Genomic DNA, 16,777 nt, shown 5'->3' on the forward strand with positions numbered 1-16,777 from the left:
CGCCGTGAGCGGCGATCAGCCGGTTACCGGGGCTACTGGCAGACCGAGCAAGCGCTCAGGCCGGATCTCTCGGCCTCGGCCCGGGACATGGTCTGCAGGCCGTCGTCGTCCACACCTCTGATGAGGGGGCAGGCGGTGCCGTGGAAACGGCGGGTGCCCATGATGACCTTCACCATCCCGGGCCGCTCCGCGGGCCTGTCCGCGGGCCGGTCGTCCTCCGGCGAAGCACCGTTCTCGTCTTCCTGAACCACGACGGCGGGGATCCCCCCGGGAGAGGTGTCCCTGTCGTCATCGGCCGGGGCCTCGGCGACGTCCTTCTCCGCGGCGGACGGGGTCCTGCCCGTCTCCGGGCTCTCGGCCGTCCCGGTCTCATCGGGAGACGCCGTCCTCGCCGTCGGCTCCTCCGTCAAGGTGGGGCCGGCCGATACCGGCTGCCCGGCGCGCCCGGGTGCGGTCTCGGCCGGCTCCACCGGCTCGGATGGGCCGGTCTGCTCCGCGGCGTCCCCGCGCACGGCGGCGGACTCCGCGACGGAACTCCGCGCGGCGGGGCCTTGCGGCTCCGCCACCGGAGGCTTGACGACCACGGTCTCGAAGGCGGTGTCCTCCGCGTTCTCGGCGTCCTTGGTGTCCTCGGTGTCCTCGGCGTCCTCGTCCTGCGGCCGGATATCGGACGGGGAGCCCATGGGCTCCCCGGGCCCGGACTCTGTGACTCCGGACTCTGCGGCCTCTGGCTCCGCGGCTCCGGGCTCCGCGGCTCCGGGCTCCGGCGCCGCGACGGGCTCCGTCCCCCTCTCAGGTCCGGGTCCGGGTTTCGGCGCGGTCGCCGCAGAGGACGCGATGTCGCGGCTGAACCAGCTGGTCGCCGCGGAGTCCTCGGCGGGCGGGGCGGGCGGCGTGGGCGCCTGCACCGGGAACGCCGGGGCGGCGGACGGAGTGGCGGACCCGTAGGGAGGGGCGAACCGGGCGGTGGCCTCGGAGACGGCCGGTTCGGCAGAAATCTGCCTGGAGGCGACCGGTTCGGGAGATGCGGGCCTGGAGGCGGCCGGGGGCGCCTGTTCCGCGAAGGACGCCGGGGAGCCCTGCCCCTCGGCGGTCTGCGGCGGCCTGGCGGGCCCCTGTGCCTCCTGGTCCTGCGCGGGGGCGTCCTGCGGCACGAGTCCGGCGGTGAACTCGGGCAGGCACGTGGTGCACGGGGTGAAGCCCTCTGCCCGGGCCTCCTCGTGGGTGAGCTCCTCGTACTCCCTGCCGGCCAGCTGGCGGCACCCGGCGACGTGGTAACGCCTGCGGCCGGGGATCACCAGGACGATCGACTCGGCGTCCAGCACGCCCGGCTGTCCCGCCGGGGCGGGGCGGGGCGGGGTCGCGGCCGTCTGCCTCGTGCCGTGCGGCGTCGCGGGCCGGCCCGCCGGAATGCGCTGCGGGTGAGACGCCATGGGCGGTGCGGGCACCGGCCCGGCCGGTCCCGTCCCCGGATGGGGGGACGGTGGAACCGCCCCGGCACGCCCTCCGCCGGGGAACAGTTCATGGCGTCGCAGCAGCGCCCCGATCACCAGGAAGACCGCAGACAGCATGCTGACCGCGATCGACCATATGACCAGGGGCGGCCTGCCCAGCACGACGCCCGCGATCAGCAGGACGACGGCCGTCAACACCAAACCAGCGCTGATAAGGATCACAGAGGAACTCCCGGGTACGGGTCAGGGGAATGACCCGACACCTTAGCGGTGGTCTCGTCAGCGACGATCGTTGTGCGGGCCCTCGGCACCCTGGAAGGCTCCGGGGTGCGGCGCGGGCTCACCGCCGAACGGGTTGGCGGGACCGGCCTGCAGGGGCTGCTGGGGCCCGGGAGCGCCGGCGTGGGACATGGCCGGCGGCCCGCCCACGATCGGGAAGCCTCCGCTGCCCTCGGCCGCGACGTTCAGCTCGGCCAGCTGGTTCTCCAGATAGAGCTTGAGGCGGCTGCGGTACTCACGCTCGAAGCTGCGAAGCTCCTCGACCTTGCGCTCGAGCTCGTCGCGGTTCTGCACCAGTGAGCCCATGGCCTGGCGGTGACGCTCCTGCGCGTCGCGCTCCAGCGTCTCGGCGCGGGCGCGGGCGTCGCCGATGACCTGCTCGGCCTGGCGGCGGGCCTTGGAGAGGATGTCGTCGGCCTCGCGGCGGGCCCGGGTGACCGTCTCGTCCGCCTCCCGGCGGGCGTCGGCGATCGCCTGGTCGGCCGTCTGCTGGGCCAGGGCGAGCACGCGGGCCGCGGTGTCCATGTTGTCCTCGGCGGGGGGCATGCCCATGCCGACGGGGACCGGCTGCTGCTGCACCGGCTCGGGAGCGCGCATCGGCTCCGGCTGCGGCGGCATCATCATCTCGGGCTTGGGCTCGACGGGCGCCGGCGCCATGGCCATGCCCATCCCGCCGGGCACCTTGCCCCGCATGCACTCCGCCAGCTTGGCGCGGAGCTCCTCATTCTCCTGGATGAGACGGTCCAGCTCGGACTCGACCTCGTCGAGGAAGGCGTCGACCTCTTCCTCGTCGTAGCCGGGCCTGAGCCTGGTCGTACTGAACTGCTTGTTCCGCACATCAGCGGGTGTCAGCGGCATTTTTCGGTCTCCTTGGCGCGCTTGGAGTCTGTCCTGAGGGACGGTACCCGATCAACGAGGTGGAAGCGCGGACACGAGTTGGATCAAGACCAAGACCACAATGAAGAGCACTGTGAAGCTTAGGTCAAAGGCAACCGTACCCAACCGGAGTGGCGGAATGAAACGGCGGAGGAACTTGAGAGGTGGGTCGGTGGCCGTGTATATGGCCTCCGCCAGTACCAGGACGGGCCCCGTGGGACGCCACTGGCGCGCGAACGCCTGCACCGTCTCAAAGATCATTCTGCCGATCAGCAGAACCAGATAGAGGGCCAGGACGAAGACCAGGATCCCGCTAACGATCTCCACGCTGTTGTCCTGCCTCCGTCCTGGTCCACTGCCCCCAGAAGGACGGGGTGGGCTTCGACTCGATGTGCATAGTGGAACTCTAACTCTGGTTGAAGAACCCGCGTTCCGCGATTCGGGCCTTGTCCTCGGCGGTCACCTCGACATTGGCAGGGGACAACAGGAACACCTTGTTGGTAACACGTTCGATGCTCCCGTGTAGGCCAAAGACGAGACCTGCCGCGAAATCGACGAGTCGCTTCGCGTCACTGTCAACCATCTCTGTCAGGTTCATGATGACCGGGGTGCCGTCGCGGAAGTGCTCCCCGATCGTCCGCGCCTCGTTGTAGGTGCGGGGATGAAGCGTCGTGATGCGAGCCAGATCGGTCGTACGACGCTCCAGGACGGCCGTGGCGGGCCGCGGAGCGGGCACCCCGGGATCGGTGGTGTCGTCCTCGCGTTCGTGGACCGTGCCGCCCCGCTCGTCACCACCGCGGCGCGAGTCGTCGAACTCCTCGTACTCGTCGTCGGTGTAGACGTCGTACCTCTCGTAGCGGTCATCCTCCACAAGACCGAGGTAGACCGCCATCTTGCGCATCGCGCCGGCCATCGTCGCTTCTTCCTCCGTCTTACTTCGATTGACCCGGGGTGGCAGCCATCCCCCCTTGGAGCTCACCGCCGATCGACCACTGACTGAACCTGTGAACGCCAAGGCCCACTTGGAGGGACATTACCTGACGAAGGGCTTGCGGCGACCGAGCAACGCCGTACCGACGCGGAGGTGTGTCGCGCCGTTCGCCACCGCCTCGGCCAGATCGCCGCTCATACCGGCGGAAATGATGTCGGCCCCCGGATGCGTGTCCCGTACGGCCTGCGCCAGCTCCCGCAGCCGGGCGAACGCCTTGCCCGGTTCCTCCTCCAGCGGGGCCACGGCCATCACCCCGCCCAACCGGAGCCCCGGGGCCGCGGCCACCGCGTCCGCCAGGGCCGCCACGTCCGGCGGCCGGGCACCCCCCCGCCCGGGGTCGTCGTCCAGCGCCACCTGAACCAGGCAGGTGACCTCGCGACCGGCCCTGGTCGCCTCGCCGCTGAGCGCGGCGACCAGGCGCGGGCGGTCCACCGAGTGCACGACGTCGGCGTAGCCGACCACGGAGCGGACCTTGTTGGTCTGCAGCTGGCCGATGAAATGCCAGGTAAGACCGAGATCAGCGCATTCGCGCGCCTTGGCGGCGGCCTCCTGGTCACGGTTCTCGCCCACGTCCCGCACCCCGAGCTCGGCCAGAAGCCGCACATCGGAGGCGGGATAGGTCTTGCTCACCGCGATGAGGGTCAGTTCCTCACGCGCCCGGCCCGCCGCCCGGCACGCCTCGGCTATGCGCGCCTCGACCCCGGCCAGACCGTCCGCGATCTCATCCCGTCGTGTTTCCGTTGTCACGTTCCCGCCGCTCAAATGCAGACAAACCAGCGGAATCCATTCTCGCGGCAGGGGCGGGATCCGCCACCACCGGTCCCCCGCGAGGGAGCGGACCGATGGACACGCGGCCGACGCAGGAGGGCGCACGAACGAGCGAAGCGAGTGAGCCAATGGACACAGCAGCACTGCGAACGCGGCCGACGCAGGAGGGCGCGTGAGTAATCTCACTTCAGGAAGTCGGGCACGTCCAGGTCCTCCCCCTGCTCCTCGAAGATCACCGGACCCTTGCGGTCGGCGGGCCTCGGGACGATGGAGGTCGGCTGCGCCGGCTCGGGCGTCGGCCGCGGGATGCTCACCGGTGGGTGCTCCCGCTGCTCCCGCTGCTCCCGCTGCTCCGGCTGCTCCACCGGCGGGGCGAGCTGGACCTGCGGCGGCGTGGGCGGGGTCTCCGTCACCGGAGCGGGCTGGGGCTGCGGCGGGGTGACCGGCCGTACCGGCGGGGGCGGCTGCACGGCCCTGGGCTCCGGCCGGGGCTCGCTCTTCACCGTGGGAGTCGCCGGGCGGGCGGGGGCGGTCGCGGGCGGCGGGGGGGCCGGGCGGGCCGCCGGCGTGCGCGTGGCCGTCTGAGGCGCCGTGGCCTTGGTGTTCGTGGGGACCTCGTCGAACCCGGCCGCGATCACCGTGACCCGGACCTCGTCGCCGAGCGCGTCGTCGATGACCGTACCGAAGATGATGTTGGCGTCCGGGGCCGCGGCGTTGGAGACGAGCTGGGCCGCCTCGTTGATCTCGAACAGGCCGAGGTCGGAACCGCCCGCGATCGAGAGCAGCACGCCGTGCGCGCCGTCGATGCTGGCCTCCAGCAGCGGGCTGGAGACCGCCATCTCCGCCGCCGCGACCGACCGGTCGTCGCCGCGGGCGTGGCCGATGCCCATCAGCGCCGAGCCCGCGTCGGACATGACCGACTTCACGTCGGCGAAGTCGAGGTTGATCAGACCGGGGGTGGTGATGAGGTCCGTGATGCCCTGGACGCCGGAGAGCAGCACCTGGTCGGCCGCCTTGAACGCGTCCAGCACGCTCACCTGGCGGTCCGAGATCGACAGCAGCCGGTCGTTCGGGATCACGATGAGGGTGTCGACCTCCGCGCGCAGCGTCTCGATGCCGGCCTCGGCCTGCATCGCCCTGCGGCGGCCCTCGAAGCTGAAGGGCCGGGTCACCACGCCGATGGTCAGGGCGCCCAGGGACCGCGCGATGTTCGCGACGACCGGAGCGCCTCCGGTGCCCGTGCCACCGCCCTCTCCCGCCGTCACGAACACCATGTCGGCGCCCTTGATGACCTCTTCGATCTCCTCACGGTGGTCCTCGGCCGCCTTCCGGCCGACCTCGGGGTTGGCCCCGGCACCGAGACCGCGCGTGAGCTCACGCCCGACATCCAGCTTGACGTCGGCGTCACTCATGAGCAGCGCCTGGGCGTCGGTGTTGATGGCGATGAACTCGACGCCCTTGAGTCCCTCCTCGATCATCCGGTTGACGGCGTTGACTCCGCCGCCGCCGATTCCAACAACCTTGATGACCGCGAGGTAGTTCTGCGGTGCTGCCACGACGAGGGGCCTTTCCGCTCGTTGACTTGCAATTTCATGCGGCACGGGGTCGTGCCGTCGTTTTCTCAACCCTCAACCTCAAGTTGAGATTTAGATTTATGTCAACCTGAGGATTGATACGGACAGTAGGAGCTACGCTCCAGGCGGGTCAACTAACCGCGCCGCAAGCACGCCCGGCGTGTCGCACCTGTCCTTTTCGCCAGACGCCCCGGCGGACGCCCCGAGGCCGCCCGCGACCTCGGGAGACGTCAGTCCACCGCGACGACGTCCGGCGAGCTCACATCATAGGAGTCCGCCGGTTGCCGGAGCAGGGCGGTCAGGACCCGCGCCTTGTCCTCTGCCCGGTCACGCCCGCCCCACATCACCGAGCGGCCGTCCCTCAGACGCAGCGAGACGGCCTCCGGGGACGGCGCCACCACCTCCGCCACCCGCCGGAGCAGTTCCTCCGGGAGCACGCCCACCACGGCCAGCGCCGCCTCGGTCGCCGGATCGCCGGGGCCCGGGCGGGACAACCGCAGCACCGGCAGGGTCGGCGGGGCGATGTCCTTGATCTCGACCACCACCCCGTGCCGGTCCACCACCGCGGCCTTGGCGCCCATCGGCACCGCCGCCACCGGCTCCCGCTCGACGACCTCGATCACCAGCGTGCCCGGCCAGTGCCGATCGGCCCGTACCGACTCGATCCGCCGGATCGCGGCGATGCGCCCCTCGACCTCGGCCAGGTCCACGGTGGCCAGGGGCTTGCCGTCGGCCACCCCCGCCGCCCGCTTGATCTCCGGAGCCGGGACGGCGAGATTGCCGGACACCCGGACCTCCCGGACACCGAGGACCGGTGAGACGAACACCAGCCAGGCCGCCGTACCCACGACCCCGACGGTGAGTAACGCCAGGAAGGCCGTCCGCCAGGCCCTGTTCGCCACGGCGCCCCTCCCACCGCGACGCCGCGCACCGCGGTCCGGAGACTGCGGGCGCTCCTCAGTCGGTTCACCGGCGCCCCCTCGCTGTGCCGACGGCGACGCTGCGCGCCGCGGCTCGGGGGCTGATAACCGGCTCCCGCCCTCGTCACGTCCTCGCTTCGCTTGCGGGCGCTCCTCAGTTGGTTCACCGGCGCCCCCTCGCTGTGCCGACGGCGACGCTGCGCGCCGCGGCTCGGGGGCCGATGGCCGTCGGCTCACCGGGAGGACAGCTCCGCCACGATCAGGGGGCCCAGTTCGGTCACGTCACCCGCACCCATGGTGAGGACGATGTCGCCCGGTCTCGCCCGGCCGGCCACCAGCGCGGGCACGGCCTCGCGCAGAGGAGCGTACTCGACCTGGGCGGCCGGGAGCGGTACCTTCTCCGCCACCAGGGCCCCGGAGACCCCCGGCTCGGGATCCTCCCGCGCGCCGTACACATCCAGGACGATCGCCTCGTCGGCCAGCCCGAGCGCGGCGCCGAACTCGTCGGCGAAGAACCTGGTACGCGAGTACAGGTGAGGCTGGAAGACCGCGATGACCCGGCCGGAGCCGGAGAAGGAGGCCACCACGTCCCGCGCGGCGCGCAGGTCGGCGGCGAGCTCGGTCGGGTGATGGGCGTAGCTGTCGAAGACCGCCACCCCCCCGGCCTCTCCCTTGGCCTCGAAGCGCCGCTTGGCCCCGGTGAAAGCGGCCAGACCATCGCATATAGCAGAGAAGGGGACACCCAGCTCCGCGGCCACGGCGATGACGGCGGCGGCGTTGAGGGCGTTGTGGCGGCCCGGAACGGCCAGCCTGACCTCACCCTGGCCACGGACCGTGAACCGCACGCCCATGCCGTCGGGGACGATGTCACCCACCTGGAGGTCGGCGCCCTCGGCCTCGCCGTACGTGATCACCTTCAGGCCGCGCCCATGGGCGAGCGGCACCAGCTCCGCCGAGCCGGGATCGTCGACGCAGACCACCAGGGATGTGCCGATCCTCTCGACGAAGCGGGCGAAACTATCGTGGACCGCCCGCGGATCGCCGTAGTTGTCGAGGTGGTCCGGCTCGACGTTGGTCACCACCGCGATGTCGGGGGCCAGCATCAGGAAGGAGCCGTCGCTCTCGTCCGCCTCGGCCACGAACACCTCGCCCGTGCCCTCGTCGGCACCCAGGCCCGTGGTGACCAGCTGACCTCCGACGCAGTAGGACGGATCGGCGCCGCACTGCTGCAACGCCACCGTGAGCATCGAGGTGGTGGTGGTCTTGCCGTGCGTCCCCGCCACCGCGACCGCGGCCCGTCCGGTCATCACCGAGGCCAGCGCGGCGGCCCGCGGGATCACCCGCAGGCCCCGCCGGAGCGCCTCGCCCAGCTCGGGGTTGGAGTCGCGGATCGCGGTGGAGACCACCACGGTGTCGACGTCCTTGATGTGCGAGGCGGCGTGCCCGATATGGACGACGCCTCCCAGCTCGCGCAGGGCGGTCACCATCTCCGAACCGCGCGCGTCGCTGCCCGAGACCGGGACACCCCGCTTGAGGAGAATGCGCGCGATACCGGACATCCCGGCCCCGCCGATCCCGATGAAGTGGACCCGCCCGAGATCCTCGGCCGCGACCGGCTCCACCAGTTTGACCAAGCTCATCGGTCGCTCACCGCTCCTCATTCGCTACGCGGACGATCTCATCCCTCGACCGCCCACTCCGCTCACCGCGTCGGGCTCGCTCCCCGCTCATCGGTCGCTCACCGCTCCTCATTCGCTACGCGGACGATCTCATCCCTCGGACGGCCGCCCATCACGATCTTCCCTGCGACGCGATCTGGAGCACCCTCCGGGCCAGTGTCACGTCGGCGTCCTTGCGGCCCATCCGGGAAGCGGCCTCCGACATGGCCACCACACGCTCGGGGTCGGACAGGATCGGCAGCACGTTGCCGATGATCCACTCCGGCGTCAGGTCGGCGTCGTCGACCATGATCCCGCCGCCCGCCTGCACGACCGGGGCGGCGTTGAGCCGCTGCTCGCCGTTGCCGTGCGGGAGCGGGACGTAGGCGGCGGGCAGGCCCACCGCGGTCAGCTCGGCGCACGTCATGGCTCCGCTGCGGCACAGGGCGAAGTCGGCGGCGGCGTAGGCGAGGTCCATCCGGTCGACGTACTGCAGCACGACGTACTGCGGGTCACCGGGAGGAGGCTCCTGCTCCAGCGTGTTCTTCGGGCCGATGACGTGCAGCACCTGGACGCCCGCCCGGCGCAGCGCGGGGGCGGCGGCCAGGGCTGCCCGGTTGAGCGACCGCGCGCCCTGGGAGCCGCCCGTGACCAGAAGGGTGGGCAGGTCGGCCTCCAGCCCGAACCAGGAGCGCGCCTTGTCGCCCATGGACAGCCGGTCCAGACCGACGATCTCGCGCCGGAGCGGGATGCCGATGTGCTCCGCCTTGGGCAGAGGGGTGTCCCGGTGCCCGGTGAACACGTGGTCGGTCAGCCGCGCGCCCAGCCGGTTGGCGAGGCCGGGACGGGGGTTGGCCTCGTGCACCACGATCGGCACGCCGCGCCGCCGGGCCGCCAGGTAGGCGGGGGTCGCCACGTAGCCGCCGAACCCGACCAGGACGTCGGCCCGGACCCGGTCCATGATCTGCGCCGCCGTGGAGATGGCGCCGGCCAGGCGTCCGGGCACGGTCAGCAGCTGCGGTGTCAGCGCACGGGGCAGCGGCACGGCGGGAACGAGCTCCAGCTCGTATCCCCGCGCGGGGACGAGCCTCGTCTCGAGACCCCGCTCTGTGCCGAGACAGGTGATCCCGATGCTCGGATCCAGTTGCCGCAGCGCGTCGGCCAGGGCCAGCGCCGGCTCGATGTGACCGGCCGTTCCGCCGCCGGCGAGGACCACTCTCACAGGTCGGTCCTTTCGCTTATGTCTCACTCATCGTCTTCCGCGGCCCGGCCGCCTCGTCGTTCCCGGGCCGCCCAGGCCAAGCCAGCTTAGAGCCCGCGCCGCCGGTCCGGGGCCACGTGCGATGAGAGCGTCACGCGCACCGGGCTCCTGTTTGGCGAACGACAGCAGCATGCCGAGCGCGGCGAGCGTCGGCAACAGCGCCGATCCGCCGTAGGAGACCAGCGGCAGCGGGATGCCGGTGATGGGCAGGACACCGATGACCGCGCCGATGTTGACGATCGCCTGACCTGCGATCCAGGCCGTCGCGGCGGCCGCGGCGAGCCGGACGAACGGGTCCCTGACCCGGGTCGCGACCCGCAGCCCGGCGTAACCCAGCAGGCCGAACAGGGTGATCACGACCAGCGTCCCCATCAGGCCGAGCTCCTCTCCGAGGATGGCGAAGATGAAGTCGCTCTCGGCGTGCGGGAGCCAGTTCCACTTCGCCCGGCTGTACCCCAGGCCGAGCCCGAACCAGCCGCCGGTGCCCATCGCGATCTGCCCCTGGACCGCCTGCAGTCCCGTGTCGCTGGCGTTCTCCCAGGGGTTGAGCCAGCCCTCGATCCGGTCCAGGCGGTAGCCCTCGGTGACGATCATCACGACGGTGGCGAGCACCGCCACCCCGAGGATCCCGCCGAACAGCCTCAGCGGCGCCCCGACCACCCACAGCAGCGCCAGGAAGATCATCGTCAGGACGATCGTGGTGCCGAGGTCGCTGCCCAGCATGACCAGCAGGGCCAGGAGCGCGGTGCCCGGCATCAGCGGGATGAGCAGGTGGCGCCACTCGATCATCCCGTTGCGGGCCTTGCGGGCCAGCAGGTCCGCCCCCCACAGCAGCAGGCCCAGCTTGGCGGGCTCGGACGGCTGCAGGTAGATCGGCCCCAGGTCGATCCAGCGCTGGGCGCCGAGCTGGGAGGTGCCGACGAACAGCACCATCACCAGGCCGATGATGGACAGCGCCATCAGGGGATATCCGGCCAGCCTGAAGAACCGCACCGGCAGCCGCGAGCAGGCCCACATGATCGGAATGCCGATCGCGGCGGAGATCGACTGCTTGAAGAACCAGTAGAACGGGTCCCCCATCTCCTGCAGCGCCTCGACGCTGGAGGCGGACAGGACCATCATCAGCCCCAGGACCATCAGCAGCGCGCTGACGCCCAGGAGCAGGTGGTAGGAGAAGAGGGGACGCCCCAGCAGCTCACGCAGGCGCCCGGGCAGGCCCTCGGCGGCGGCCTTCCCCACGGGCGGGCCCTTCGGGGACGCCTCCGGGGCGGCGTCCTCCGGCGCGGCCACCGGATCGCCCTCCCACAGGGGACGGCCCTTCCGCGGGACCGGATCGCCCTCCCGCACGGGACGGCCCTTCCGCGGGACCGGATCGCCCTCCCGCACGGGACGGCCCTTCCGCGGGACCGGATCGCCCTCCCGCACGGGACGGAGCCTCCGGGAGGCGGGCACCTCCCCCGGCGTGACACCGGAGGTCATTCGCCCTCCTCCCGTCGCCGGGCCGCGAGCCGGTGCACGGCCTGGGCGAACGCCTCCCCCCGGGCCGGGTAGCCGGTGAACATGTCCAGGGAGGCTCCCGCCGGGGCCAGCAGCACGGTGTCTCCGGGGGTGGCGAGCCGGGCGGCTTCGGTGACGACACGGTCCATGACCCCAGTGTCCTGCCCGGCCACCTCAACCACCGGGACATTCTCGGCGTGTCGCGCCAGGGCCCGGCGGATCCGCTCGCGGTCGGCGCCCAGGAGCACGGCGCCGCGCAGCCGCGGGGCGGCCTGCCGTACCAGCTCGTCCACGTCGGCGCCCTTCAGCTGCCCGCCGGCCACCCAGACGATCGCCGGGTAGGCGGCCAGGGACGCGGCGGCGGCGTGCGGGTTGGTGGCCTTGGAGTCGTCGACGTAGTCGACCCCGCCGACGCGGGCGACGTGCGCGATCCGGTGCGGGTCCGGCACGAAGTCCCGCAGCCCCTGCCGTACGGCCTCGCACGGCACCCCGAAGGCCCGCGCCAGGGCGGCCGCGGCCAGCGCGTTGGCCACGTTGTGCGGCGCGAGGGGCCGGACGTCCTCCAGCGCGGCGAGCTCCTCCGCAGTGCGGACGGGGTCGTCGGTGAACGCCCGGTCCACCAGCAGGTCCTCGACCACGCCGACCTGCCCGGGGCCCGGTGTCCGCAGTGTGAAGCCGATCGCCTCGGGGTACGGCGCCGCCAGGCGGGCGGACCACTCGTCGTCGGCGTTGTAGACCACCGTCCCGGCCCGGGCGAAGATCTCCCCCTTGGCCCGGGCGTACTCCTCCATGGAGCCGTGCCAGTCGAGGTGGTCGGGGGCGACGTTGAGCACCGCGGCGGCGTACGGGGCCACGCTGGGCGCGCGGTGCAGCTGGAAGCTGGACAGCTCCACCGCGAGGACGTCGTACGGCCCGGCGGCGGCCTCCACGACCGGGACGCCCACGTTGCCGACCGCGAGCGCCTTGTGCCCGGCCGCCGTGAGCATCGCGGTGAGCATCCGCACCACGGTGGTCTTGCCGTTGGTGCCGGTCAGCGCCAGCCACGGCGCCGCGCCGTCGGGACGCAGCCGCCAGGCCAGCTCGACCTCGCCGATCACCTCGATCCCGGCCCCGGCCGCGGCGACCAGCAGCGGATGGTGCGGCGGCCAGCCGGTGGCGACGACCGTCGAGGTTCCCCCGGGCAGCTCGGCGGGCTCGCCGAAGCGGACCTCGACCCCCTCGGCGGCGAGCTCGGCGGCGACGGCGCGCTGCCGCTCCCCGTCCACGCCCTCCAGGACCACCACCCGCTCGCCGCGCCGGGCCAGCAGACGGGCGGCCGCGGCGCCGGACACCCCGGCGCCCAACACACAGAACATTCGGACTACGGATCCTTACTGGGAGGAGCGGTACGGCGGGGGGAAGGGACTACTTGGGCACCCATTCCACGTAGAACAGGCCGAGACCGGTCGCGGCGAACAGGCCCGCGACGATCCAGAAGCGGACCACGATGGTCGTCTCCGCCCAGCCCGCCAGCTCGAAGTGGTGCTGGAGCGGGGCCATCCGGAAGACCCGTTTCCCGGTCATCTTGAAGAAGCCGACCTGGATGATCACCGACATGGTGATGACCACGCACATCCCGGCCAGGATGATCAGCAACAGCTGGGTCCGGGTGGTGATGGCCAGGCCGGCGATCACACCGCCGAGGGCCAGCGAGCCGGTGTCGCCCATGAAGATCTTCGCGGGCGGGGCGTTCCACCACAGGAAGCCGATCAGCGCGCCGAGCACGGCGGCGGCGACCACGGCCAGGTCGAGCGGGTCGCGGACCCAGTAGCAGTTGGGGCCGAGCTGGCTGGTGCAGCTGTTACGGAGCTGCCAGTTGCCGATCAGGATGTAGGAGGCCAGCACCGCGCCGGTGGCGCCGCTGGCCAGGCCGTCGAGGCCGTCGGTGAGGTTCACCGCGTTGGAGAAGCCCACGATCATGATGAGCACCCAGATCGTGAACCCGATGATGCCGATCGAGGGACCGAAGTCGCGCAGGAACGACACCCGGGTCTCGGCGGGGGTGATGGCGTAGGCGTCGGGGAACCGGGTCACCAGGACGGCGAAGACCGCGCCCACGATGAGCTGGCCGAGCGCCTTGGCGCCGCTGCGCAGGCCGAGGCTGCGCTGCTTGTAGATCTTGATGAAGTCGTCGAGGAAGCCGACCGCGCCGAGTCCCGTCATCAGGAAGAGCACGAGCAGGCCGGAGACCGTCATCTCGTGCGGCGGGATGAGGTGGGCCACCCCGTAGGCGATGAGCGCGGAGATGACGATCACCGTGCCGCCCATGGTGGGGGTGCCGCGCTTGTCGTGGTGGCCGGAGGGTCCCTCCTCCCGGATGCTCTGGCCGTAGCCGCGGCGGGAGAACAGGCGGATCGCCAGAGGGGTGCCGAAGATGGACAGCAGCAGGCCCACCGCCGCGGCGATGAGGATGTCCCTCACCGGCCGTCACCTCCGAGCAGCGCCTCGGCCACCCGCTCCAGCCCCGCGACGCGCGGTCCCTTGACCAGGAGCACGTCGCCGGGCTTCAGCACCGCCTCCAGGGCGGCCACGGCCGCCGCCACGTCGGGGACGTGGGTCACGACGGTGCGCGGGCCGCCCGGCGGCGCCGCGGTGTCCGGGGGCTCCGCGGGACTCACGGTCTCCGTCCCCGCGGCGGCGTCCCGGAGGCCGTCCGGTACGGCTCCCGCGGCGCGGGCCCCGGCCAGGATCGGCCCGGCGTCCTCGCCGACGACGAACAGCCCGGTCAGCCCCGCGCTCCCGGCGAGACGGCCCACGCCCTCGTTCAGCGCGTCGCTCTCCTCGCCCAGCTCCTTGAGGGAGGCGATGACCGCGAAGCGGCGGCGGGTGCCCGCGAGGGCGTCCAGGGCGCCGAAGGCGGCGCGCATGGAGTCGGGGTTGGCGTTGTAGGCGTCGTTGATCACGGTGACGCCGTCGGCGCGGTCGGTGACCTCCATCCGCCAGCGGCTGCGGGGCTCGGCCTCCGACAGCTCCTCGGCGATGGTGGTGACCGGCAGGCCGAGCTCGTAGGCGGCCGCGGCGGCGGCCAGGGCGTTCTCCACGGCGTGCTCGCCGTACAGGCGCAGGCTGACCGGCGCGGCGCCCGAGGGGGTGCGCAGCGTGAAGGAGGCGCGGCCCCGGTCGTCGACGGTCACGTCCTCGGCCCGTACGGTGGCCGTGGCGGCCCGGCCGTACCAGGTCACCCGGGCGGAGGTGCGCTCGGCCATCGCGGCTACCAGCGGGTCGTCGGCGTTCAGCACGGCCACGCCGTCGGCGGGCAGCGCCTCCACGAGCTCGCCCTTGGCCCGGGCGATCGCCTCCTTGCCGCCGAAGACGCCGATGTGGGCGGTGCCGACGTTGAGGACCACGCCGATCTTCGGCGGGGCGATGCGGGCCAGGTGGGCGATGTGGCCGACGTTGCGGGCGCTGAGCTCCAGCACCTGGTAGCGGGTGGTCTCGTCGGCCTTCAGCACGGTCAGCGGGTGGCCGATCTCGTTGTTGAACGAGCCGGCCGGGGCGATCGTCGGGCCGATCCTGGAGGTGAGGCGGGCCAGCAGGTCCTTGGTGGTGGTCTTGCCGGCCGAGCCGGTCACGCCGATGACCGTGGAGTCGGGCAGCTCGGCGCAGACGGCCGTCGCGAGGGCCGCCAGCGCGGCCTGCGTGTCACCGACGATCACCGCGGGGACCTCGACCGGCCGCTCCGCCAGCACGGCCACCGCGCCGGCCTCGACGGCCTGGGCGGCGAAGTCGTGGCCGTCGGCCCGTTCGCCCTTGAAGGCGACGAACAGCGACCCCGGTACGGCGGCCCGGGAGTCGATGACGACCGGGCCGCGCACCACCGCGCGGGGATCGGCCATACCCGTGAGGGCGCCCGAGGTGATCTCGGCGATCCTGGCCAGTGGCAACGGGATCATGATGTGGGTTCCCTACTCTCCATACGTGCTTCGGCGCCCGGTCCGGTTCCGCCGTCTGACGATCGCATCGGCCACCACCTGCCTGTCGTCGAACGGGAGCACCTGGTCGCCGACATATTGGCCCTGCTCGTGGCCCTTACCGGCCACGACGACGACGTCGCCGAAGCCCGCCCGGGTGATCGCCAGGTCGATGGCCGCCGCCCGGTCCGGCTCAATGATCACATGCGCGCGCTCCTCCTCGGGCACGCCGAGGACTCCGTCCATCATCTCGGCCAGGATCCGCAGGGGATCCTCCGAGCGAGGGTTGTCGCTGGTGAGGATAGCCACATCCGCCAGGCGCGCGGCGGCCTCCCCCATCATCGGGCGCTTGCCCCTGTCCCGGTCGCCCCCGCAGCCCAGCACCACGGTCAGCTTTCCGGCCGTGACCTCGCGCACCGAGCGCAGCACCGACTCCACCGCGCCCGGCTTGTGGGAGTAGTCGACGATCACCTGGAAGTCCTCGCCGCCCGGGACCCGCTCCATCCGGCCGGGCACCCCGGTCAGCGTGCCCACGCCCGCCGCGGCGGTGTGCAGCGGCACCCCGGCCTCCACCAGGGAGACGATCGCGCCGAGCGCGTTGGCCACGTTGAACGGGCCGGGCAGGGACACCGTGACGTCCTCCTCGACCCCGCCGGGGCCGACGACCCGGAAGACGCTGCCGTCGGCGCCCAGGCGCACGTCCGCGGCCCGCCAGTCGGCCTCCCCGGCGCCCCGGGCGGAGAAGGTGGTCATCGGGATCTTGGCCGTGCCGTAGAGCTCGCGCCCGTGGGCGTCGTCGATGTTGACGACGCCCACGCGGCTCATCTCGGGCGTGAACAGCCGGGCCTTGGTCGCGAAGTAGTCGTCGAGGTCCTTGTGGAAGTCCAGGTGGTCCTGGGAGAGGTTGGTGAACAGCGCGACGTCGTAGAAGACGGAGTCGACGCGGCCCAGCGCCAGCGCGTGGCTGGAGACCTCCATCGCGGCGGCGGTCACGCCCCGCTCGCGCATGAGGGCGAACAGGCCCTGCAGGTCGCTGGCCTCCGGCGTGGTCAGCTTGGGCGCGAAGTGCAGGTCGCCGACGTGGATCTCCACCCCGCCGACCAGCCCGGCCTGGTGGCCCGCGGCCCGCAGGCCGGCCTCCAGCAGGAAGGTGGTGGTGGACTTGCCGCTGGTGCCGGTGACACCGATGATCATCACGTCTCGCGCGGGCTCGCCGTACACCCAGGCGGAGACCCGGCCGAGCAGGGCCCGCGGGTCCTCGACCACCAGGACCGGCAGTCCGGTCGCGACCGCGGCCTCGCGGCCCTCGGGGTCGGTCAGGATCGCGGCGGCCCCGGCGGCCAGCGCCTGGGCGGCGAAGTCGGCGCCGTGCGCCGCCGCTCCGGGCAGCGCGACGTAGAGGTCTCCGCGCCGGACCTGGCGCGAGTCGATGGTGACCCCGGAGACCGCGGCCAGCGCCGCCCGCGACGTGCCCGAAGGCGCGCCGAGCAGACTCGCTAGCCCGGACAGCGGCCGGGGCGGACTGGTTGAGGGTCGCATGGACGACGGG

14 protein-coding genes are annotated in these 16,777 nt (G+C 72.3%); all 14 read right to left on the bottom strand.

Annotation, left to right across the window (positions count from 1 at the left end):
* Positions 1-32: 32 nt before the first annotated feature.
* The 14 genes from IEZ08_RS05305 to IEZ08_RS05370 all read right to left on the bottom strand — a co-directional run bounded on the left by IEZ08_RS05305 (position 33) and on the right by IEZ08_RS05370 (position 16,767).
* Positions 33-1,655, bottom strand: coding sequence for a hypothetical protein (locus tag IEZ08_RS05305; RefSeq protein WP_189241776.1), 1,623 nt, complete (start codon positions 1,653-1,655; stop codon positions 33-35).
* A gap of 78 nt (positions 1,656-1,733) precedes the next feature.
* A complete protein-coding gene (locus IEZ08_RS05310; RefSeq protein ID WP_068922705.1) occupies positions 1,734-2,591 on the bottom strand; it encodes a DivIVA domain-containing protein in 858 nt (285 codons plus the stop codon).
* 51 nt (positions 2,592-2,642) lie between these two features.
* A complete protein-coding gene (locus IEZ08_RS05315) occupies positions 2,643-2,936 on the bottom strand; it encodes a YggT family protein (protein WP_068922704.1) in 294 nt (97 codons plus the stop codon).
* A gap of 79 nt (positions 2,937-3,015) precedes the next feature.
* Positions 3,016-3,522 carry a cell division protein SepF gene (locus IEZ08_RS05320; protein WP_068922703.1) on the bottom strand — a complete coding sequence of 169 codons (507 nt, stop codon included), beginning with the start codon at positions 3,520-3,522 and terminating at the stop codon, positions 3,016-3,018.
* 120 nt (positions 3,523-3,642) lie between these two features.
* Entirely contained in the window at positions 3,643-4,347 is a 705-nt protein-coding gene (locus IEZ08_RS05325; RefSeq protein ID WP_068928630.1) for a YggS family pyridoxal phosphate-dependent enzyme, read from the bottom strand.
* A 203-nt stretch (positions 4,348-4,550) separates the two neighbouring features.
* Positions 4,551-5,924, bottom strand: a complete 1,374-nt coding sequence (gene ftsZ / locus IEZ08_RS05330) for a cell division protein FtsZ (protein WP_189241777.1) — start codon at positions 5,922-5,924, stop codon at positions 4,551-4,553.
* A gap of 248 nt (positions 5,925-6,172) precedes the next feature.
* Positions 6,173-6,844, bottom strand: a complete 672-nt coding sequence (locus IEZ08_RS05335; RefSeq protein ID WP_068922701.1) for a cell division protein FtsQ/DivIB — start codon at positions 6,842-6,844, stop codon at positions 6,173-6,175.
* Between the two features lie 251 nt (positions 6,845-7,095).
* Positions 7,096-8,502 (bottom strand): UDP-N-acetylmuramate--L-alanine ligase, encoded by a 1,407-nt coding sequence (gene murC, locus IEZ08_RS05340; protein ID WP_068922700.1) that lies wholly within the window; start codon positions 8,500-8,502, stop codon positions 7,096-7,098.
* 151 nt (positions 8,503-8,653) lie between these two features.
* Positions 8,654-9,742, bottom strand: a complete 1,089-nt coding sequence (gene murG, locus IEZ08_RS05345; RefSeq protein WP_068922699.1) for an undecaprenyldiphospho-muramoylpentapeptide beta-N-acetylglucosaminyltransferase — start codon at positions 9,740-9,742, stop codon at positions 8,654-8,656.
* Positions 9,743-9,769: 27 nt separating this feature from the next.
* Entirely contained in the window at positions 9,770-11,260 is a 1,491-nt protein-coding gene (ftsW, locus tag IEZ08_RS05350; protein ID WP_084779921.1) for a putative lipid II flippase FtsW, read from the bottom strand.
* A complete protein-coding gene (murD, locus tag IEZ08_RS05355; protein ID WP_068922698.1) occupies positions 11,257-12,633 on the bottom strand; it encodes a UDP-N-acetylmuramoyl-L-alanine--D-glutamate ligase in 1,377 nt (458 codons plus the stop codon). The genes ftsW and murD overlap by 4 nt, the downstream gene beginning before the upstream one ends.
* Positions 12,634-12,682: 49 nt before the next feature.
* Positions 12,683-13,738 (bottom strand): phospho-N-acetylmuramoyl-pentapeptide-transferase, encoded by a 1,056-nt coding sequence (mraY, locus tag IEZ08_RS05360; RefSeq protein WP_068922697.1) that lies wholly within the window; start codon positions 13,736-13,738, stop codon positions 12,683-12,685.
* Complete coding sequence (locus tag IEZ08_RS05365) at positions 13,735-15,210, bottom strand: UDP-N-acetylmuramoyl-tripeptide--D-alanyl-D-alanine ligase (protein WP_189241778.1); 1,476 nt, start codon at positions 15,208-15,210, stop codon at positions 13,735-13,737. The genes mraY and IEZ08_RS05365 overlap by 4 nt, the downstream gene beginning before the upstream one ends.
* A gap of 12 nt (positions 15,211-15,222) precedes the next feature.
* Positions 15,223-16,767: a UDP-N-acetylmuramoyl-L-alanyl-D-glutamate--2,6-diaminopimelate ligase gene (locus IEZ08_RS05370; protein WP_068922695.1), complete on the bottom strand. Its 1,545-nt coding sequence runs from the start codon at positions 16,765-16,767 to the stop codon at positions 15,223-15,225.
* Between the last annotated feature and the right edge of the window lie 10 nt (positions 16,768-16,777).

The organism is Planobispora rosea (assembly GCF_014648175.1).
Taxonomy (GTDB): Bacteria; Actinomycetota; Actinomycetes; order Streptosporangiales; family Streptosporangiaceae; genus Planobispora; species Planobispora rosea.